This is a genomic window from Nonomuraea sp. B19D2, from assembly GCF_040137845.1.
Taxonomy (GTDB): domain Bacteria; phylum Actinomycetota; class Actinomycetes; order Streptosporangiales; family Streptosporangiaceae; genus Nonomuraea.
Genome location: NZ_JBEFAK010000061.1, coordinates 1 through 18,905, shown reverse-complemented (window position 1 = coordinate 18,905; position 18,905 = coordinate 1). Strand labels below are relative to the sequence as shown.

The window sequence follows — 18,905 nt, the reverse complement described above, 5'->3', positions numbered from 1 at the left end:
CCTGCCGTTCCGCGTCTGACGCTGGACAACGTAACGCCCCGCTAGAAGGGAGGGCCTCCTGGTCAGCGGGGCGTTCTCCTGCTGGTCCCGAAGACGGTTCCTGGTGATCGCTCGTTGTGATCGGCTGGCCAGCCTCCGCGGCCTCAGAGCTCGTTCTGCATCCAGTACTCGATGGTGTGCTTGCGCCCCTTGAGACTGAAGTTGACCCTGTAGTTCGTGCCCCTCTTGGCCTTGATCTTCAGGTAGTGCTTCCGGCCGTTGCCGCAGGAGCGCCAGCCCGAACTCCCCGCTGGCCAGCTTATGTCGCCTTTGATGACCCGTCGCAGCTCGGCCGAAATCTTGGTTTTGTCGCCGCCGTCCCAGCAGCGGAAGACAACCTGCAGAGTCTTGGACCGGGACTTGTACTTCCGCTTGACCGACCAGAACTTGGTAGGGGTGTGAGAGTCGTGGCCAATAGTGATCCAGCGGCCCTGGGCCTGGGCCGGTGCCAGCAGACCGACCGTGGCAGCCGCGTCGATGGAATGGGCGCCCACTGTCGCTTGGGCCGCGCTCGCGGGCGTCGGGAAGGAGACGAGACCCAGCGTGAGTGCTGCCGCACAGGCCAGGCCCGGTAGCGGGACCTTGATCGCGTGGGTGATGCGCATAGCCGCTCTCCTCAGTGGATCGAAGTTGTAACGCGTCGAACGTCGCACCGAGTCTGGGGCCCGCCATGTTGAAGATTCGTTGAGGACTTGTTGGGGCGGCCTGCCACTTTTTCAAGGCCGTTTGAGGTGCCGTGAGCACCGTCCCGAAAACGGTCGTTAGAGGGACGGTCGTGCAGGGGCTTCGGACGCCTGCGTTCCCGCAGGAACGACCGTCCCGAAACCCGTCCCGAAACATCAGGTGGAGGGATTGAGTTTCGGGACCGTTTTCGGGACGATCAGGGGATGGACAACTCCACCACAGCCGCCGTCGCGTCGACCGGGTCCTCGCCCGTGGCGCCGGCCAACGCCATCCGCGTTGGCTACGCCCGCATCTCCACCCGGGCCCAGGACCACCTGTCGCAGATGGAGGCCCTGGCCGCGGCGCACTGCCGCGAGATCGTGGAGGAGACCGCCAGCACCCGAAAAGACCGGCCCAAGCTCCAGGCGGCCGTGGCGGCGATGAAGGCTGGCGACACCCTGGTCATCTACAAGCCCGACCGCGTCGCCCGCTCCGTCAAGGAGCTGCTGGTCTTCCTCGAAGACGGGCTCGCCCCGCGCGGCATCAACCTGGAGATCCTGTCCGGCATCTGCGCCGGCCTGCACCGACCCAACGGGCAGACCATCGCCGACAAGATGCTGTTCCTGGTTGCCGCCATGGCCGCTGAGATGGAGCGCGACCTGATCTCCGAGCGCACCCTGGACGGCCTGGCCGCCGCCCGCGCCCAGGGCCGCGTCGGCGGGCGTCCCGCCGCCGTCACCGACGACCTGCTTGCCGCCGCCCGGGCCCGCCGCGGACGCGGGCAGTCCGTCACCCAGATCGCCCGCGAGCTCGGCATCGGCCGCTCCACGCTGTATCGCGCCCTGGAAGACGACGAACCACCTGTCGGCCAGCCCGAGGCCGCGGCCCCCGTCACGTCCACCGCCGCCGCCGCGCCGAGCTCGGCACACCCAGAGCCGAGCCAACCGGCGGCCGTCCAGCAGGACGACACCGACGCCAGACGGCACAGCCGACCCGGCGCCGAATGGGACGACACGGACGTGTGCCTGGCCCGCGCCGACGGCCAATGGCACCTGTACGGCCCGGACGGTGAGATCGACGTGGACGGGTTCGGCTTCGCCGGCGCCATCGGACCGAAGAACGAGAAGTGGGCGAAGGAAGCGGCGTCCGACGCCGTTGCCGCGTTGACCGGCCGCGCCGTCACCGGATGGGACCGCGATGCCTGGAGCCGCTCCATCTACGGCGAATCCACCTGGTACGCCTGCCTGTCCGAACCGTCCGCCCGGCCTGCCATCCCAGGTCAGGACAGCCACGACGACAGCCACCAGGATCACGGCCACGAGGACCAGGAGGCCGCACGCGTGCCGCAGTTGCGTGCTGCCCCCCAGCTCGGCGAGGACTACCAGACCGCCCGCTGGCCCTACCAGAGCGACCGGCTCCACCTCCTCCACCACGGCCAGCCCATCGGCTACGTCACCGGCTACACCGGCCGCTGGCGTGCTCTGACCCCCGGCCACGACCCGATCACCCTGGACGCGGTTGGCCCCGACGCCACCCACCGCACCCAAGCCCAGGCCCTGGCCGCCATCGCCCTGCACGCCCGCTACCAGGAGACCCGGCACACCGCACCGGCAGGCATGGCGGTCGTCGACGACGGGCAGGCCCTCACCGAGGCGTCCGGCGAAGGCCCCGCCGGGCAGGGCGCGTCAGCCGTACCAGCAGCCCCTGAGCAGGCCCAACCGGTCGACCAGCAGGCCCCGGCCACGCCAGCGGCGGAGCTGTACCTGGTCCGGCTTGATGGCGAGAACGTCGTCGTCCTGGCCGACGGGCAGCGGGTGGGATGGCTGCAGGCTGCACCCGACGGCTGGCACGTTCACGGCAGCGACGGCCAGCTCGTCACCACGCTGCCCGCCGACGACACGCACGGGCGCGACGTGCTGCACGTCGCCCGGATCGCGGCGGCCGCGCTGGGCATCCCCGGCGCCGAGCTCGCGGCGGTGACGGTCGGCCCGCTCACCGACCGCCGCGGCCGAATCATCGACACCTCGCCGACGAGCCTGGCGTCCTGGAGCCTGCTCAAAGGCCGCGAGCCCGGCCGCACCGACGTGATTGTGCGAGGCCGCTGCGTCGGCTGGCTCCAACGCGACGATCGCGGCCGTGACGTCGCCTGCACGCTGGACGGGCCCGTGCCCGGATCGGCCAGCACCAACCGCGTGCAGGCCGTGACCGCGCTGCTGGCCGCGCAGGTTGCCCCCGCGCCCCTGCCCGACCTCGGGCCCGAGGCCCGTACTCCCCGCAGGCCGCGCGCTCGCTCGCCGCGGGAACGGCCGATCTGTCCCTTCACTCCGGCGCAACTTGCCGCTGCCGCGCTGGCCGACAACCTGCCGCGCCTGCCCGATGGCTCCTACCGCGTGCACATCCACGACGGCTACGACGACACCGAGCTGGGCCGCGTCTTCCGATCCGGCCGCCGCTGGCAGGCCCTCACGCCCGACGGGCGCGTCGTCGTGCACCGCGCCGCGTCCCGTACCGAGGCCGTCGACCGGTTGCTCGCCACTCCCGGCCCGCTCTTCGGCGACCCTGCCGACACCGTCCTGCACGATCTATAACCCAAACACGGCACAACTAGTCAGCCGGTATGGGCCTGCGGCACAGCTCGCCACACGCGTGGAAGACGAGCCGCCCTCAGCCCTTGCCCTCCCGCCTCGGGCCGTTCGGCCTCACTCAAGCAACCTCTTCCTGTCGCAAAGTGTATGAGTGATTACCGAGAGCGTTCGAGGGTGTGGTGTCGGTGGCTGCCGGCCGTCCGGTCCCGGCCGTCCGGTGGTCGAGTCTGGACGAGCCTGTCCGAGTCACTGTTGGACACCTCGGCTTCATGGCTTTGCTGACTCGCATGGCGGCCAACCGGGCCCGATACCAGTCATGGTTCCAGAAGCTCAGCCGCTGGATGCCAGCGGATGGAGAGAGGGGTTCATGTGCGTTCCCACCTACGCGCGACCATAGTCGTGGCGGCTTTCGCCGCGCTAGCCACGGGCGTCTTGGCGGCTCCGGCCGCCGCTGACGGTGTGCGGACCGATCGGGCGGGTGACTCCGGTGCGGCCCGCATGGTCGGTGAGTGCACCGATCCGGGATTCGTCGGCGCCATCCGCTTCCGCAACCCGCTGGGACTGTACGAAGTGGACTGCATCCGTCCCGAGAGCGTCCGCTATCCCGGGCCGGTCTTCGTCACCCACTGCAAGCCCACCAACGGCGGGCGGCTCAACCTGCACATGCCCGGCGGCGAGGTGCTCGAATGCCCCGCCACCGTCTACCGGGACGCCATCGGGTACAGCGCCTGGGCCTGACCGGGCTCCATACCGCCCGGCCCCTCTGGGCCGGACTCTCGGCTGTGCCGTTCGAGGCGTGTAAATCCCAGGGCGGAAGCCAGCCACCGCAACCGAAGCGAGCCAACGCAGACCCAAGCGGAAAGCATGCCGACCAGAACAGCCAGCACATCGAATGATCGTGACAAACCGAAGGAGCAAGAGGGTAGATCAGAGGCCGTGATCGACCATGATCCACCAACCCGAGATCAACATGGGCAGTGCTAAGGTATCGTCACCGATACGCGGGCAACCCCGGCCATAACGCCGGGGTTTTTTCGTGCCCTGCGACGCCGTACTCCCTGCTCATGAACGCCTTGCCGCGCCTGCCTTGGCGACGGAGCAAGATAGTGTTTTGGGTTCCCCAAACCGTTGGAAGGGCGCGTGACGGACACCGAGCAACTGCCACCAGCACGCCGCCGGCGGCCCCGCGAGCGCGGCCAGGGACAGCGCGGCAAACGGGTCAACCTCCGCCTGTCCGATGCCGAGCACGACGCGCTGGAGGCGGCCGCCGCGCGGCACGGGCAAAGCCTCGCCGGGTACGTGGGTGCGGCCGCGCTGTCGGCCGCGCGTGACGAACTGCCCGCCGATGCCCGCGAGGCAGTGGTCCGGGTGTTCGCCATGCAGCGCGACGTGGTCCGGCTCTACAAGGCGCTGAAGGAGACCCAGCCGGGCGAGCTGGCCGATGCCGTCTTATCCATGCGCCAGACGCTGGAGGAGGCCGCGGAAGGGTTCGCCAACCTGTCCCGCAAGGCCCGCGGGATGCGCGCAATCCGCTCCCGGCCGCGCGTTCCCCGGCCGGTTCCGGAGGCCGCCGAACCGGCTCCTCCCGTGCCGCAGACGTCGGCGACGGCGCGCGAGTGGACCGCGCAACTCGCCGAGCTCGCCCGCCAGCTGGAGGCCGGCGGCAAGCTCACGAACGAGCATTGGCACCACCGCCACCTGTACGACGCCCTCATGAATGCCTTCGTCGCCCTCGGCCACGCCCACCCCGGAGGCATCGAACGGCTACAACCGCGCCGCTGAATGCCAGGTGACCATCTGGCCTCAAAGGATTAGGTTCGTCTGCGTGACCCCGACACCCGACGGCCATAACGGCGATGAGGAGATCCCGGCCCGGCGCCTGGAGGTCGTGGCCGTGATCGTTGGGGTCATCTTCATCGGGATCGTGCTCTACTCCCTGCAACCGTGGGCGTCGGGAGAACCCGACCCGAGCCCGTCGGCGGCCGCGGTGGCCAGCGCGTCGCCGTCGCAGGTCCCGACCGAATCTCTCCCGCCCTCACCGACCGCACCGGCATCGCAGCAGCAGCCACAGTCGTCGACGTCGACGTCGACGTCGACGGCGGCCAGCGCCCCGCCCTCCCCCTCCCCCTCGGTCTCACCGTCGCCGTCGCCGTCGTCGTCGCGGCCGGTGGTGCGGTGGCGGGGCACGATCACCGTGAACGGCCTCTACGACCACACCGATCTCGACAAGGTCCCGCCGCGGATCGCCCGCGATGAGCCGGACGCCGACATCGTCGGGGACTGGCTGAAGACCTCGATCAAGGCGGCCGCTCCCGGGGTGCGGGTGGCCCTGCTGCCGAGCGGGACGAAGCCGGGAATGCGGGCCTGCCGGGACGCGGCCGCCGCAGGCAGTGATCAGATCGAACAGGTCCAGGCCGGTGATGTGCTGTGCGCCGTCACCTCCCAAGGCCGCACGGCGCAGCTGCGGGTGACCTATGCGACGCAGCTCAGCAGCCGGCCGACCGTGCGGCTCGCGGTCACGGTGTGGGATCCGCCGGCGTCGTAGCGAGCGCAGACAAGAGGGGCGTGATGGGCACGATGACAAGCGCGGTGACTGGCGCGGCGGCCGGTGCGGTGGCCGGTGCGGTGGCGGTGCTGGGCATCGACCCGGGCCGGCGGTGGACGGCCGGGGTGCTGCGCCAGGAGGCCGAGGCGGTGCACGGCTGGACGATCGGCCCGGTCGATGCGAGCGGCCGGCCGTCGGCGGCGGCCGCCGACAACGTGCACGACCTGGCGGCGTGGGCGCGCTACATGGCCCGGCTGATCGACGTCGTGGAGGCCACCCTGCAGCAGCACCGCGATGCCGGCGGCGGCCCGGTACGCCTGGCGTGCGAGGTGGTGCTGCCGCCGGGCGGGCGGATCGCCCTGGCCGACTGGCTCATCCCCCGCCAGATCGTGGCCGGCCTGCTGGCCTACGACCCGAACCTGCTGCTCATCCGCCCCGACGGGCACGGCAAACGCCACTACGACCGCGACGGCTCGGGCCGGCTGGTGCGGGCCCGGCCGGTCAACGCGAACTACCCGCCCGCGTTCTGGCCCGCCAAAGGCGAGCGTGGCGGCCGGCCGGCGAGCTGGGGGCCGTGCGAGGCCCGCCGCGGCGAACGCGACCACGAACGGGCCGCCTACGACATCGCCGGCGCCGCGCTGGCCCAGCTGCAGCCGGCGCAGTGAGGGCGGCACCGGTGAGGGCGGCGCTGTGAGGACGATGGTCGAGCTGGCGGCCTGGGCCGAGCGCAACCCCTGGGCGCGCGAGGCGGGGCACGCGGTCCGGGACGCCGCCCACGGGGCCTGGCTGGTCGCGGCCGTCGCCGCGGTCATGGTGTGGATCGCCCGGGGCATGCCCTCACCGTGGAGCGCCGCCGCCCTGGCGGTGGTCGCGCCGCTCGGGGCCGGGGCGGGCGCCTGGCGCGCCGTCCGCCGCTCGACCGGCAGCGAGGCTGAGCGGCGGGCGGCCGCGGCGGGTGCGTTTCGCCGGTGGCTGACCCTGTATGCGTCGCTCGCCGCCCTCATCCCGGCCGTCTGGGTGGGCGCGGTGGTGCCGGTGCTGCTGGCCGTGGTCGCGCTGGTCTGGCTGGCGGTCGTCACCATCCCGGTGCGGGGTCGGCGCCGGCTGCTGGCCCGGTTGCGGATCGGCGCGGCCGCCGTCGCCGGGACCGAGGAGGTCCGCCTGAGCCGGGCGCTGTGGTCACGCGACGGGCGCACCCTGCGCCAGGTGCTGGTGAGCTATCCGGCCGACTGGGCCGCGCACAAGACGACCCGACGCGATGAGCTGGTCGAACGCATGATGTGGGAGCTGTGCGGGCCGCCACCGGCCACCCCGGAGCAGGCGCGCCGCCGCCCGGACTACCTGACCACCTGGGATCACATTCACACCCGGCTGGAAATCGAGCGGGTGCCGTCCCTGCCGCGTCTGCTGCCCGCCCGCGACTGGCCGCGCCCGGCCGGCGCCCTGGTGCTCGGCCAGACCACCCCGGAGCTGGCCGACCTGATCGACGACGACGGCTGGCCGCTGGCGCTGTATCGGCCTGCCGCGCACGCCCTCATCGTGGGCGCCACCCAGCACGGCAAAAGCTCCGGAGTGCGGGCCTGGGCCGTCGACGGCCTGACCCACGAGGTGTTCCCCGGCGGGCTGTGGGGCATCGACGGCAAAGGCTCGGGCTCGCTGGCGCCGCTGATCGGCCGCCTCGGCGTGCACGCGATCGCGCACAGCCCCGACGAATGGCGCGAGGTGATCAGCGGCGCGGTGGCGCCGGAGGTGGCCCGCCGATATGAGCAGATGCTCGCCTGGCGCTCCGGCCAAGCATCCGCCCGCCCGCACCATCCCCGCGCCCTGCTGATCCTGGACGAGATTCAGCAGGTGCTGCTGGCCTGCCCGGACCTGGCCGACCCGCTCAACACCCTCGCCCGCCAGGCCCTGGAAGCGAACGTCATCATGTGGGTCGCCACCCAACGGCCCGACGCCAAAGACGCCGTGCCCGGCGCCCTGCGCGACCAGCTGGTCGACCGCATCACCTTCGGCCCGCTGTCCAGCGCGGGCGCGAAGATGGCCTTCGACATCGGCGAGGACTGGCACCGCGCTCTCGGGGTCGCGCCGATCCAAGGCCGCGCCCTGACATGGCTCAGCGGCGCCTGGAGGCCGCTGCAGGCGCCCTGGCTGCCCTTCCCGGCCGATGATCCCGACGCCGAGCCGTTGTACCCGCCACGGGCCCCTCAGCGCCCCACCCGGCTCGCACGGCGCGACGACAACGACCCGCCGCCGTCCGACGATCCGCCCTCTGACGACCCGCCGTCCGGGCCGGCCGCACCCCGTGGTCCCAGCGAGAACCCCAGCGATGACCCCGGTGATGGCGGGGGAACACCGGAGGCCGGTGCGGTCTACGACCCGACCGACCCCTACGCCAGCCGTCGCCGGCGCCGCCGGACCACATGACGATGGATGACCAGCAGTAACCGCGTTGGGTGTGATCATGGCCAGGGAGCCGACCCGCTGGTTTACGCCGGAGTCCCAAAGGGACTCCGGCGATCTTATCACGCGGTTCGCTCACCGCCTGGCGGCTGCGCCGCCCTCCCTCCTCCTTCCGGTCGATCACGTCCCGTGACCGACCGGAAGGAGGAGTCCGGGCCGCCCACGCGCAGCACAGCGCGCACAGGCGCCCCGGGCGGATGATGGGGGAGTGGACGTGTGGGGATGGGTCTCGGCCGCCGCGGTGGCCGGCGCGATCCTGTTCGGGCTCCCGATCCTGGTGCGCGGCGGCCGGCGGGCCGAGCGTCGTGGCGGCGGCCGCCGCTACCAGGTGCGTGTCGGTCCGAGTCTGCCCGCGCTCGTGGGCCTGGGCCTGGCACGCCGTCTTGACGGCCTGGCCCTGGCCGCCGCCACCATCGCGGTCGTGGTCCTGGCGGTGATCAACGCCCGCGGCTAGCCACTAACTGCGTTTGATCCCCAGCGCGGCAGCGACGCCGTCGGCGATGGCCGTGATGATGCCGGGGAAGTAGAAGATCAGCGCGACGACGACGGCCAGCAAGATGAACTGGACGAACCGCGTGATCTCCTTGGTGAACAAGAAGAAGAGCGCGACGATGCTGACGACGACCAACAGCAGCGGCCCGAACAAATCCCGCAGCCAATTGGCCAACCCCGCAGTGTCAGGGCCACCACCCGCTGGAGGCGTGCTCTCAGGAGTGACGACCGCCAGCACAGTCGTCACCAGGTGAGCCAAGTCATGCATCGTCGTGTGCCTTCCTCTTGCGCGTCACCAGGACGAGCTCGGTAATCGCCAGAATGCTCGCCCCCAGGCCGAACGCCACGGCCGCCGCGCTACGCACGACGGTGCCCGCGCCGACGACGAGCGAGATGATCAGGGCCAGCGCCCCCGCCACCGCCAACAGCCGTCCCAGCGCCTTGCCTCGCGCCATCGGGGCGCTCCTCTCATCGTCGGAGGTGGGGGGCAGGGTTATGCGGGCACTTGCCCGCTTGTGCGGCGGCCGGTCTTGTCCGCCCATTCCAAGACATCAGCGAGCCACCACCAGTCCCGGCCGGAGATCCTGCCCTCGGCCTCGGGGAACTTGGCGACCTTGACCCACTCGGCTGACCTGCGCCGCCAAGCGATCACGGTGTTCTCCGACACGCCGAGATGAGCAGCGATGCCGTCGATGCCGACGGGGATCCACGGATGTGCCGGTCGTGACATGGGATCAGCGTATTGATCACCAAGGCGCATGGCTAGAAACCATGCCCAGATTCATCAGGCGCATGGGATGAACAGGCGCATCGTCAAGCCATGCAGTCACCGGAATGGACAAAGGTATCTGCGACACCGGCCCCGCCGCCCCCTTCCCCAAGCGGGGATTGCAGCCTTCCCTTGACGCCAGTCAGCCATGCCTGGCAGACCGGCCCGACTTGTTCGTACCTTCCGCTCAAACGGCACAAGTCTCAGCACCATGGCGAGGGGCATACATGAGACTTCCGGCATGGCTCACGACGCGCAGAAGCAGCGTCAACGGCGACTCCCCTGACCCACCACCAGACATCCCACGCACCGAACGACGCATGGCAACCGACCTCGGCGACGCGCTGACGGCCTACTGGCGCAACGGACGATGGTTCGGCAGTGACGCCATCATCACGTGGATGATCGATCACGGTCACCTGTCTGAGGCCGCGTACGCGCTCGACCAAGTGATGAAGGTGCCTGGCCTTAAACCCAAGGTGATGCAGCGGCTGAAGAAATGCGTCAAGGACCTGGACGCCGCCAGGCACGCGGCCGACGCTCCCCCAGCAGAGGGGGCACGCGAAGCCATCTGAGGCCCTCACGATCGCCCCACTTCGGTGTCGGCCTGTAGGGCTGGGGGCGATCGCCGGCCGTGGGATCTCCCTTCGTCGGCCCCCACGGTCCTGGAGCACCTGGGTGGCGCGTCTGGTTTCTACCGGAGGCGGTGGCAGAGTGTCCGCTGTCAACCCCCTCCCTACCTCTGGCACTCTTGGTGAGCATCCGAGTACCAGACAATGGGAAGCCACGGAGGAATGATGTCTGCTGCCCTGCAGCAAGCCGCCGATGCCACACGCCAGGCCGTCAACGATGCTGAAGAGGCCAAGGCGCGCGGCGCCATCGTCGACGCCGTAATCAGCCAAAAGGGTGGCGTCGGCAAGTCCACCATCACCGTTAACCTGGCGGCCGTCGTCGGGGAGAACACCCGCCCTAATTCTGAGGGTGAAGACGCCCCGGTCGTTGCCGCAGGGATCGACCCCCAGGGGTCGATGGAGAAGTGGGCCGACCGCGTCGCCGAAGATCGCCTGCCGTTCGACTATCTGTCCACGCGGGGCAACAACGATCTACTTCCTGAGCTGAAGCAGGATCCACTCGTACGCCGCATCATCGTGGACTGCCCCGGCTTCATGGACGTCGATCCCAACGCCACCCGCAGCAGAGACCCGCTTGGCCATGGCGCCGCAGCAGACGCCCTGCGCGCCTTGCTAGCCATCACCGACCGCGCCATTGTGCCGATGAACCCTGAATGGCTCACCTACGACCCAACCGAATACACCATTGAGCGCGTCCTCCGCCCCCGCGGCATCCCCTTCCTGGTCGTGGTCAATCGATGGGATGCACGCGACGGCGAGGAAGACCTGCTGAAGGTCAACGCCTGGATCGACAACCACGGCTACCCTCGCGCTCCGAAACCGATCCGCAAATACAAGATCCACACCAACGCGGCAGAGAAGGGCCTGGTTGTGACCCAATACCAGCCGTCAGGAACTGCTCTGCGCGCCAAGGAAGACTTCTACAAGCTGGCCCTAGCAGTGGACGGGGTGAGCATCTGATGGGCCGCCGTCGAGGAGAGGACCCTGTCCCCCACCAGCATGGGCCCAAGCTGGTCATCGAGATGGCCAAGGCGTTGCCGGCACCGTACGAGGCCCTTGGCGACAGTCCCAACCTGATCGACGTTGAACGGGACGACCTGGCAGCTTGCGAAGCCGCCATCAACAACCTGCGGATCGCCTACTGGGCGGCGGGAAAAGCCTTGCAGGTGATCAGGGACGCCCGCCTGTACCGGGCCGACTATCCCACCTTCGAGGAGTACTGCGAGCAGCGCTGGGACATGAGTCGCAGCTACGCCAACCGGCTCATCCGAGCGTGGCCCCTCACCGAGCGACTGGTGCCAATTGGCACCAAGGACCCGAGCGAAGGCCAAGTCCGGGAGCTGCTGCCGTTGGCGGCGCATCACGGTGAGGACGCGGCCGTCACCGTCTACCAGACCGTCATAGAAACCGACGGTGTCCGGGTCACCGCAGCGGTCCTGAAAGGGGCAGTCGACGCTATTCCAGAGGGAGACTTCGATGCCACCGAGGCTGTCAAGCACATCCGCGCCTACCTTGCTCAACTCGGCGCCTCGGAGAACACCACCCCCGAGATCGACGCGGTAGAGAGCTTCACCGCCGAGACCGGCCGGCTCCGCACCATTCTGCAGCGAGTGGTCAAGCGTGACATCCTCCGCGGCGCCGCCAGGGATCACCCGGAGGAAGTGCGCCAAACCCTCACCGAATTGCGAACGCTGCTGGACGAGATCGAACGCAGCGCGTTCCAAGAGCACCGTTGACATTGCGAAGGGGGGCTCGACTTCGGTCGAGGCCTCCCCTTCGCGCGGGAAACGAGTTCAGGCCGACGATGCCGATGACTGGTACCGAGCTGGGAAGTTCCGAGCTCATATGCCACGGGACCACGGATAAACCCGTGGTCCCGTGTTCGGCTGGCCCCGTGGGGCGAGAGGGCAGGACCCTTCGTGGGCCGGGAGAATCGCCCGGCCCCGGGCCCCACGAGCCCGGCATCGAGCTGCTGAGCTGGTATACAGGTACACCACGCTCAGATATTGGTACACGTGCCTCATAGCTAAGTCCACATGCCGCATACACACGTTGAAGCGATCGTCGCGACCGCAGAGCGGGCCGGTGACGGCGAGTCTGAGGACCGGATATTCCTGCTGCCCCAGGCGGTGATCGTCCTGGACGGCGCCACAAGCGTGGAGTTGGGGCCAGGGAGTGGCGGCTGGTACGCCGACATACTTGGGCGGCAACTGGCCCGCCAACTCGCCTCATCTGACGGCCCTGACCTACGCGATACGCTTGCCGAAGCGATCGCCAGCCTGGCCGTCACTCACGACCTCCGGCCGGGCCGGGCCCCATCCGCCGCGGTGACAATCCTGCGCTGGACGACACAGGTGGTCGAGGGCTTGGTGCTCTGCGACACCAGCCTCGCCCTCCAGAGCCCCGGTAAACAGACCACCGTCCTGCATGATGATCGGCTCCACAAGCTCGACCACCCCCACCGGGCTGCCTATCTCGAAGCCATCCGGACCGGCAGCGCCTTCGACCGCGAGCGGCTCCGGCACATGCAGGCGTTCACCCGCGAGTACCGCAACCAGCCTGGCGGCTACTGGGTAGCCGAAGCTGTACCAGAGGCCGCGAATGAGGCTGTACGAGGTATCTGGCCGCGCGAAGAAGTAGCCGCAGCGCTGCTGGCCACTGACGGTGCCGCCGCCGGTGTCGACACCTATCGAGTACTCGACGACTGGGCCGCCGGATTCGCCATGGCGAAGGACCGCGGAGTGGAAGCGATGCTCGATCGCGTCCACCAGGCCGAGCTCAGCGACCCACAAGCACGGCGCTGGCCACGCTTTAAGACCCATGATGACAAGGCGCTTGCCTTCGTCCAGTTCCTGCTGGAGGCGTGGTGACCACAGACGAGCGGCCTTTGCACTCCGTCAGCGTCGGAGCAGCTGTGGTCGGCGAGGGAAGCCGACTGCTGGCCATCTGCCGGCGCGACACCGGCGCCTGGCAACTGCCGGGCGGCATCCTGGAACGGGATGAGGGCCCGCTTCAGGCTGTGCGGCGCGAAGTGCTGGAGGAGACCGGCGTGTTGGTCGAGCCCGGGCCGTTGACCGGCGTGTACAAGAACATGGCCCTGGGCGTCGTCTCGCTCGTCTTCCGCTGCCACGTGATTGAGGGCGAGCCACGCCCCACCGAGGAGGCCACTCAGGTGGCTTGGCTCACGCTTGAGGAGATCGCGCACCGGATGGTCGAGGCGTTCGCCATCCGCCTGCAGGACGCTGTGACAGCGGAGCCGACGCCACAGGTACGGCTCCATGACGGGACCAACTTGATCGTCTAAGGCTCGGGGGTAGCAACCGCTCGGCGCCTCAGCGGCCCCAGTTCCTTCTAGATGGTCTTCCACCCGTAGTCGAGTGTCCAAGCGTGGGTGGGCATCACATGGATGCAGACCTCCACGGCCCGGTCTTCCCCGGTCCAGCCTGTGTGAACGATCTCGAAGACACGCTGATCCTCCGTCATCGCCAAGTAGGAGACCTCCTCAGTGGTGGGTGGGCGTGCGGTGATGCGCTCGGTGATCCTGACCTGCTTGTACCCGAGCTCGGCGAAGCGCGAGATGATCCCGCCAGGGCCGGTGTCCTCCTGTTCGATCGCCGTACCGGTAGCGATGTCCACCGGGATGTAGGACGTGGCGATCTGCAGCGGAATGTCATCGGCACCCATGTGACGAATCCGTGCAACAGCGCTCGGCTCATCAGTGGGGATATTGAGAATCTCGGCGACCCTGGCCGGCGGGACAACCCGTTCGATGCGGACGTTGACACGGGGTGTGCGGCCGAGGGCCTTCACCTCGACATCGAAGGCGCCACGGCCACGCTCGCGCGCATCGGTGCTGTAGCGGGCTTCGGCGTTGCGGACGATCGGTGGAAGCTCGCTCACGAACATCCCCTTTCCGCGATGTATGCGCACCAGGCCCTCAGCAACGAGCACCCGGATTGCGTCATTGACGGTGGCCCGGGAGACGCCCAGTTCATCGGCCAGCAGGTCCTCCCTTGGCAAAGCGCCACCTCGGGGGTAATCGCCATTGGCGATGGCCTGGCGAATCACGTCCGCCACATGCCGGTACACGCTTCGCTTCGGGATGCTGCTCATGGGCCCCACTGTACCCGGTACGCGGTACCTGCTATAGAAGGTACGTACCGCCTACTTGACAGCTGGTGGGCGAGAGCGGTCTACTCGAGTCAGTGACTACACGGTACGTACCGTGTAGAGCTGAACGGTAAAGGTGCCCCGAGTCGGACTGAATGTCCGATTCGGGGCCCAAGTAGGCAAAACGGCCCCGGTGCTGGTCAAGAGCACCGAGGCCGCCAATCGAGTCGCTCACCTGTCGAGAGGATCAGCAACTCATGTCGTCCATTGTGGCGGATCACGACGCCCTGCTCACCCCTGGTGAGGTGGCCGCGAAGTTCCGCGTCGACCCGAAGACCGTCAGCCGCTGGGGCCGGACCGGTGCGCTGACCAGCGTTAAGACCCCCGGCGGACACCGCCGGTTCCCCGAGTCCGCCGTCAGGGCGTTCCTCGCCGCTGAAATGCCCGAGGCGGTGGCCTGAATGGGGAAGCGAACGAGCATCGCCGGAGCTGCTGCGTCGAGCGCGGTCAAGTGTGCGGCACTCGCGTTGGTCCTGATCACCGCGACGCCCGCAGAGGTCATGGAGCACAAGGCCTCCTGCCCCCAGTGTCAGGAGGCGGCCCGATGACCGTCACCCGACTGTCCCCCGCGCGCTACCCGGCGTTGGTCGAGCTGGCTGCTGCCCGGCCTCTGGCTGACGTTGAGGTGGTCATCAAGCTGACTTACCCCAGCCTCCATGGTCAGAAGGAGTTCCGGCTGCGCCCGGGCGTGGTCGACGCCGACGCCGTCGAGTTGTTCGGGTTCGCCCAGAGCCACCGTCTGGCTGCAGCGATGCATGAGCGGACTGGTTGGCCGTTCGCGCTGGTCGAACAGCACGTTAACGGCGTCTGGAAGTGGGCGCACGTCGGCGTGGTCACCCCGGCCGGACGGATGCTCGACATCCACGGCCTGCGCGAGGTGGCCGAGGTCGAGCGGCAGACGAGCGACACCTACGGTCCCTTGGCCCGGGTGCGTCAGCTGAGCACGCTCGACGACCTACGCGACGTCACCGCCCCCAACCCCCATCTGGCGGACTGGACGGCCGACGTCAACGGCGAAGCCGGAGTCGAGATCATCGCACTGCTGGCCGACACACTCATCGCCAAGGCGAACGCGGAGAGCCGGGCAGAGAGCAGGCCGGTCACGACCACCATGCCTGCCAAGGATGCCGCTGGCCACGAGGCCCGTGCCCTGCTGGTCGCAGCGGCTGACGAGCGCAATTTCCGCAACCCCTACCTCGACCGCAGCAGGTCGGTTCTGTGCGACTCGTACGCTCAGACCGCGGTCTACCAAGCGCAGGCCGCGACCGCGAACGCGCTGCTGGCCGTCGCCGGCGAGCTCGCCGAGCTGCGCGCCGAGGTGCGCCAGGCGGCCTCCGTCCGCGAGGACCTGGCCGACATCGCCGACGCGGTGCGCCACTTGGCCGCCGAGATTGTGGAGACGTCCGCCGGTCAGTCGGCCGACCTCGGCAAGCAGCTGGCGGAGCTGACCACGGCCGTCGACCACGGCCTGGCCGACGTGGCCAGGGAGGTCGCCGACGTGGCGGCCGCCGTCGAAGAACACCGCGGCCGCCGGTCGTGGCGCTCCCTGTTCCGGCGTCGCCGACCTGCCGAGAAGGCTCCGGTCGACGCCGTTCCGGAGGCCGAGCCTGGCCGTGACCTGGGGGTGTGCGCCTGATGACCGCCTACTGGGACACCAAGGCCGCCCGGACGGTGGCGGCCGCCGACGCCGAGACGCGTCTGGCGGAGGCTGAGGCGACGCGTGCTGAGACGATGCTGCGCGTCGAGGCGCAGCGCATGGAGCTGCAGGCGCGCCAGGCTGAGCAGGCCGAACAGGCGCGTGTCGAGCGCCAGGAGCGCAAGGCCCAGGCCCGGCGGGCCCGCCGCGCCGCGCGGCGCGCTCGGCGCCAGGAGCGGCGGGCCCTGCTGGGCAAGGCCACCAGGGCGGCGGCCGGAGCGGTCAGCGAGCGCGCGCCGCTGCTGGTCGGCGCTGTCGCGATGGGCGCGCCGATCGCGATCGCGTGGGACGGTCAGCTGGAGTTCGGCGAGCAGGTCATGAAGCTGGGCCCGCTGGCCGCTACCGTGCCGGTGGCGTTGGAGGGCAGCGCCTGGTATCTGGCGTGGCTGACGCACCAGGCGCTGGAGGCTGAGAAGCCGACCGCGCGGCTGCGTGTCTGGACGTGGCTGCTGGCGCTGACCGCCGCGGCGATGAACGTCTGGCACGGCGTGGCTACTCAGGCGTTCGGCGATGACGGGCTGCAGGTCGGCATCGTGCGTGGCCTGGCCTCCCTGCTGGGGGTCGGGCTGTGGGAGCTGACCGTGATGGCTCGCCGGCAGCGTAAGAGCGGCCGGTCGCTGGCCGAGCTGCGGACCGCGCTGTGGCGGCGGGTGCGATACCCGCGCCTGTCGTGGCAGGCCGCCAGCATTGCCGCCGCGCGGGGCAGTGCGTGCTCGCCTGATCAGGCGTGGGAGGCCGCGTGGATCGACCGCTACGGCGTGGGCCCGGACGCCAGCCACCGCGATCGTCGGCTGGCTCGCCGGATCCAGAACCGTCAGGCCCGCGCCGATCGTCAGGCGGCCAAGAAGGGTCAGCTGTCGATGGTCGGCGGTCTGGTGATCGGTCGGCCGATCCCGATCGTGCCGGTCAATCGACCCGAGCCGATGCCCGTCGTGCCGATGCCCGCCGCTTCGATCGAGTCGCTTGAGGCGCGTGTCGATCGACCGGACCCCCTGCCGATCGAGGCGGGTCCGGCCGATCGAGTTCCGGCACGCCGGTCGATCGAGTCCCCGGCGGCCGAGTCCGCACAGCCCCGATCGATCGAGGGCACCCCGACTGAGGGCACCTCGATCGAAGCGCTGGCCGCCCCGGCTGTGCCCGTGATCGGCAAGCCCGCCGTATCGGGTGGATCGAGTGCGGCCCGATCGGCGCAGGCCGTGCGCCGCCAGATCGAGGCGCCTGCTGCCCGTCGATCGATCGATGAGCACCGCGCCGTCCTGGCCGTCGCGATCGAGGCGGGAAGGATCGACCCTCGGCCGTCGGCCGAGGCGATCCGTAAGGCGCTGCGTTGCGCTCCGAGCATCGCCCGCCAGCTCCGTGACGAGATCGCCGAGGGGGTGGCGGCATGAAGCGCGCCCCGGTGATGCAGGGACTGCTGCTGTGGTCGGTCGATCGTCAGCCGATCAACGCGATGGTCAGCTACAGCGTCGACGACCCGTTCGCCGTGACACTGACGTTCCTCGACGACTCTGGCCGCCAGACGGTGTCCTACGTGTTCGGCCGGGCGCTGCTGATTGACGGGCTGGAGGGCCCGGCGGGTGAGGACCTGATCCTGGTCGGCCCGCACGAGACGGCGGCCGGGTTCACCGTGCTCACCCTGACGCCCGAGCACGGTGCCATCCCGATGGCGTTCTACGTGGCCACCGCGGTGCTGCGCAAGTTCGTCGACAAGACGTGTGCGCTGGTCCCGCTGGGCCGCGAGATCGACCACCTGGACCTGGACGCGCTGATCGCGCAGCTGCTGGGGGTGGTGTCATGACCGCCGTGCTGGCGCCGACGTGCGCCCTGACACGCGAGGAGCTGGTCATGCTGGCGGCCGTCTACAGCGAGCTGCTGGCCGCGGCGCGGGCGAGCGTGGCGGCCGCCACGCTGGGCGAGGCCGACCCGCTGGTCTACCTGCGTGAACACCTCGCCGAGCACGGTCAGCTGCCGCTGGTCGGGGCGCGGCCGGTGGTGTTGCTGGCCCAGGCCGCCGTCCCGTCGAGGCACCGGGCGGGGGTGGCGTAGATGGCGACCACCACGATCAGCGTGCCGACCGCGTGTGCCCGTTCGTTCGAGGGCACGGCGGACTCCGTCGGCGTGGCCCGCGCGTGGGTGCGTGAGGTGCTGCCCACGGGGTGCGGCCGGGTCGATGACGTGCTGCTGGTGGTGTCCGAGCTGGCCACCAACGCGGTGCTCCACTCCGCGAGCGGGGGGCCGGGCGGCCGGTACGCCGTGCAGCTGGAGGTGGACCCGGGCGCCCGGTCGGTGGGGGTGACCTGCATCGACCTGGGGCCCGCGCTGGTGCCGGCGGCCCGCCTGGTGGGCGAGGGCGGTTACGGCCTGGCCCTGGTCAAGCAGCTGGCTGACACCTACGAGGTCCGCGCCGAGCCGACCAGCCGCACCGTGTGCTGCTGGCTCGACTGGCGGCCCGCCGGCGACGACCGCACTGGTTCTCACGGCCCGACCGGGCCGTGACCTGCTGAAAGGAAATGTTCTGATGACCAACTCGACCGGCCCCTGGTCGGGGGACATGCTGGACCGCCCGGAGATGGTGGAGGCGTTCTCCGGCCAGCTCCGGGTGGCGCTGGCCGAGTACGTCGACTACGTGGCCCGCATCCGCCGGGACGCGGAGGCGATGTGGCGGGCCAACCCTCCCGCCGAGTTCGGCAGCTTCGAGGCGTGGTGGCGCCACCACAAGGTCACCGCGTGTCCGCGTACTCCTTTGAGTGCTCCATGAAGTACGGAGATATGTGCACCAGCTCAGGCGACCTCAGTGGTTTTTTCGATGTTCCTGAGCCGGTTCTTGAGCCGGTAGCTGGGGCCGTTGATGGAG

24 protein-coding genes are annotated in these 18,905 nt (G+C 69.7%); 19 read left to right on the top strand and 5 right to left on the bottom strand.

Annotated features, from left to right (window positions below; all coding sequences use genetic code 11):
* Positions 1 to 143 precede the first annotated feature (143 nt).
* Positions 144 to 644, bottom strand: coding sequence for a hypothetical protein (locus ABN273_RS52535; protein ID WP_349457255.1), 501 nt, complete (start codon positions 642 to 644; stop codon positions 144 to 146).
* 282 nt (positions 645 to 926) lie between these two features.
* Between ABN273_RS52535 and ABN273_RS52530 the strand changes: the two genes are divergently transcribed.
* The 7 genes from ABN273_RS52530 (at position 927) to ABN273_RS52500 (ending at position 8,746) form a co-directional block, all read left to right on the top strand.
* The gene (locus tag ABN273_RS52530; RefSeq protein ID WP_349457254.1) at positions 927 to 3,290 is read left to right on the top strand and encodes a recombinase family protein; all 2,364 of its coding nucleotides are present in this window, start codon (positions 927 to 929) and stop codon (positions 3,288 to 3,290) included.
* A gap of 366 nt (positions 3,291 to 3,656) precedes the next feature.
* A complete protein-coding gene (locus tag ABN273_RS52525) occupies positions 3,657 to 4,025 on the top strand; it encodes a hypothetical protein (RefSeq protein WP_349457253.1) in 369 nt (122 codons plus the stop codon).
* Positions 4,026 to 4,427: 402 nt separating this feature from the next.
* Complete coding sequence (locus ABN273_RS52520) at positions 4,428 to 5,069, top strand: type II toxin -antitoxin system TacA 1-like antitoxin (protein ID WP_349457252.1); 642 nt, start codon at positions 4,428 to 4,430, stop codon at positions 5,067 to 5,069.
* Positions 5,070 to 5,112: 43 nt separating this feature from the next.
* Complete coding sequence (locus ABN273_RS52515; RefSeq protein WP_349457251.1) at positions 5,113 to 5,832, top strand: hypothetical protein; 720 nt, start codon at positions 5,113 to 5,115, stop codon at positions 5,830 to 5,832.
* Between the two features lie 23 nt (positions 5,833 to 5,855).
* The gene (locus tag ABN273_RS52510) at positions 5,856 to 6,497 is read left to right on the top strand and encodes a hypothetical protein (protein WP_349457250.1); all 642 of its coding nucleotides are present in this window, start codon (positions 5,856 to 5,858) and stop codon (positions 6,495 to 6,497) included.
* 25 nt (positions 6,498 to 6,522) lie between these two features.
* Positions 6,523 to 8,256 carry a hypothetical protein gene (locus tag ABN273_RS52505; RefSeq protein WP_349457249.1) on the top strand — a complete coding sequence of 578 codons (1,734 nt, stop codon included), beginning with the start codon at positions 6,523 to 6,525 and terminating at the stop codon, positions 8,254 to 8,256.
* Positions 8,257 to 8,506: 250 nt separating this feature from the next.
* On the top strand, positions 8,507 to 8,746 hold the full coding sequence (locus ABN273_RS52500; protein WP_349457248.1) for a hypothetical protein: 240 nt from the start codon (positions 8,507 to 8,509) through the stop codon (positions 8,744 to 8,746).
* A 3-nt stretch (positions 8,747 to 8,749) separates the two neighbouring features.
* Here ABN273_RS52500 and ABN273_RS52495 read toward each other — a convergent pair whose 3' ends face one another.
* The 3 genes from ABN273_RS52495 to ABN273_RS52485 are packed head-to-tail and all read right to left on the bottom strand — an operon-like array spanning position 8,750 to position 9,514.
* Positions 8,750 to 9,022, bottom strand: coding sequence for a hypothetical protein (locus ABN273_RS52495; protein WP_349457247.1), 273 nt, complete (start codon positions 9,020 to 9,022; stop codon positions 8,750 to 8,752).
* Positions 9,023 to 9,044: 22 nt separating this feature from the next.
* Positions 9,045 to 9,239 (bottom strand): hypothetical protein, encoded by a 195-nt coding sequence (locus ABN273_RS52490; protein WP_349457246.1) that lies wholly within the window; start codon positions 9,237 to 9,239, stop codon positions 9,045 to 9,047.
* 38 nt (positions 9,240 to 9,277) lie between these two features.
* Positions 9,278 to 9,514 carry a hypothetical protein gene (locus ABN273_RS52485; RefSeq protein WP_349457245.1) on the bottom strand — a complete coding sequence of 79 codons (237 nt, stop codon included), beginning with the start codon at positions 9,512 to 9,514 and terminating at the stop codon, positions 9,278 to 9,280.
* 359 nt (positions 9,515 to 9,873) lie between these two features.
* On the opposite strand from ABN273_RS52485, the gene ABN273_RS52480 reads away from it, so the two are divergent.
* The 5 genes from ABN273_RS52480 to ABN273_RS52460 all read left to right on the top strand — a co-directional run bounded on the left by ABN273_RS52480 (position 9,874) and on the right by ABN273_RS52460 (position 13,489).
* On the top strand, positions 9,874 to 10,128 hold the full coding sequence (locus tag ABN273_RS52480) for a hypothetical protein (RefSeq protein WP_349457244.1): 255 nt from the start codon (positions 9,874 to 9,876) through the stop codon (positions 10,126 to 10,128).
* Between the two features lie 222 nt (positions 10,129 to 10,350).
* Positions 10,351 to 11,145 (top strand): ParA family protein, encoded by a 795-nt coding sequence (locus tag ABN273_RS52475; protein ID WP_349457243.1) that lies wholly within the window; start codon positions 10,351 to 10,353, stop codon positions 11,143 to 11,145.
* Between the two features lie 62 nt (positions 11,146 to 11,207).
* A complete protein-coding gene (locus ABN273_RS52470; RefSeq protein WP_349457242.1) occupies positions 11,208 to 11,921 on the top strand; it encodes a hypothetical protein in 714 nt (237 codons plus the stop codon).
* 300 nt (positions 11,922 to 12,221) lie between these two features.
* The gene (locus ABN273_RS52465) at positions 12,222 to 13,055 is read left to right on the top strand and encodes a hypothetical protein (RefSeq protein WP_349457241.1); all 834 of its coding nucleotides are present in this window, start codon (positions 12,222 to 12,224) and stop codon (positions 13,053 to 13,055) included.
* On the top strand, positions 13,052 to 13,489 hold the full coding sequence (locus ABN273_RS52460) for an NUDIX hydrolase (protein WP_349457240.1): 438 nt from the start codon (positions 13,052 to 13,054) through the stop codon (positions 13,487 to 13,489). Before ABN273_RS52465 ends, ABN273_RS52460 begins: the two co-directional genes overlap by 4 nt.
* 47 nt (positions 13,490 to 13,536) lie before the next feature.
* On the opposite strand, the gene ABN273_RS52455 is transcribed toward ABN273_RS52460, so the two are convergent.
* Positions 13,537 to 14,298 carry a GntR family transcriptional regulator gene (locus ABN273_RS52455; protein WP_349457239.1) on the bottom strand — a complete coding sequence of 254 codons (762 nt, stop codon included), beginning with the start codon at positions 14,296 to 14,298 and terminating at the stop codon, positions 13,537 to 13,539.
* A gap of 254 nt (positions 14,299 to 14,552) precedes the next feature.
* Here ABN273_RS52455 and ABN273_RS52450 point away from each other — a divergent pair, with 254 nt between their 5' ends.
* From ABN273_RS52450 to ABN273_RS52420, 7 genes are all read left to right on the top strand, one after another.
* Positions 14,553 to 14,756: a BldC family transcriptional regulator gene (locus tag ABN273_RS52450; RefSeq protein WP_349457238.1), complete on the top strand. Its 204-nt coding sequence runs from the start codon at positions 14,553 to 14,555 to the stop codon at positions 14,754 to 14,756.
* Between the two features lie 143 nt (positions 14,757 to 14,899).
* Positions 14,900 to 15,991: a hypothetical protein gene (locus ABN273_RS52445; RefSeq protein ID WP_349457237.1), complete on the top strand. Its 1,092-nt coding sequence runs from the start codon at positions 14,900 to 14,902 to the stop codon at positions 15,989 to 15,991.
* Positions 15,991 to 17,439 (top strand): DUF2637 domain-containing protein, encoded by a 1,449-nt coding sequence (locus ABN273_RS52440; RefSeq protein WP_349457236.1) that lies wholly within the window; start codon positions 15,991 to 15,993, stop codon positions 17,437 to 17,439. The genes ABN273_RS52445 and ABN273_RS52440 overlap by 1 nt, the downstream gene beginning before the upstream one ends.
* Positions 17,436 to 17,849, top strand: coding sequence for an SsgA family sporulation/cell division regulator (locus ABN273_RS52435; protein ID WP_349457235.1), 414 nt, complete (start codon positions 17,436 to 17,438; stop codon positions 17,847 to 17,849). The genes ABN273_RS52440 and ABN273_RS52435 overlap by 4 nt, the downstream gene beginning before the upstream one ends.
* Positions 17,846 to 18,097 (top strand): hypothetical protein, encoded by a 252-nt coding sequence (locus ABN273_RS52430; RefSeq protein ID WP_349457234.1) that lies wholly within the window; start codon positions 17,846 to 17,848, stop codon positions 18,095 to 18,097. The genes ABN273_RS52435 and ABN273_RS52430 overlap by 4 nt, the downstream gene beginning before the upstream one ends.
* On the top strand, positions 18,098 to 18,547 hold the full coding sequence (locus ABN273_RS52425) for an ATP-binding protein (RefSeq protein ID WP_349457233.1): 450 nt from the start codon (positions 18,098 to 18,100) through the stop codon (positions 18,545 to 18,547). It begins immediately after the preceding gene.
* Between the two features lie 22 nt (positions 18,548 to 18,569).
* A complete protein-coding gene (locus ABN273_RS52420; RefSeq protein WP_349457232.1) occupies positions 18,570 to 18,809 on the top strand; it encodes a hypothetical protein in 240 nt (79 codons plus the stop codon).
* The last annotated feature ends 96 nt before the right edge of the window (positions 18,810 to 18,905 follow it).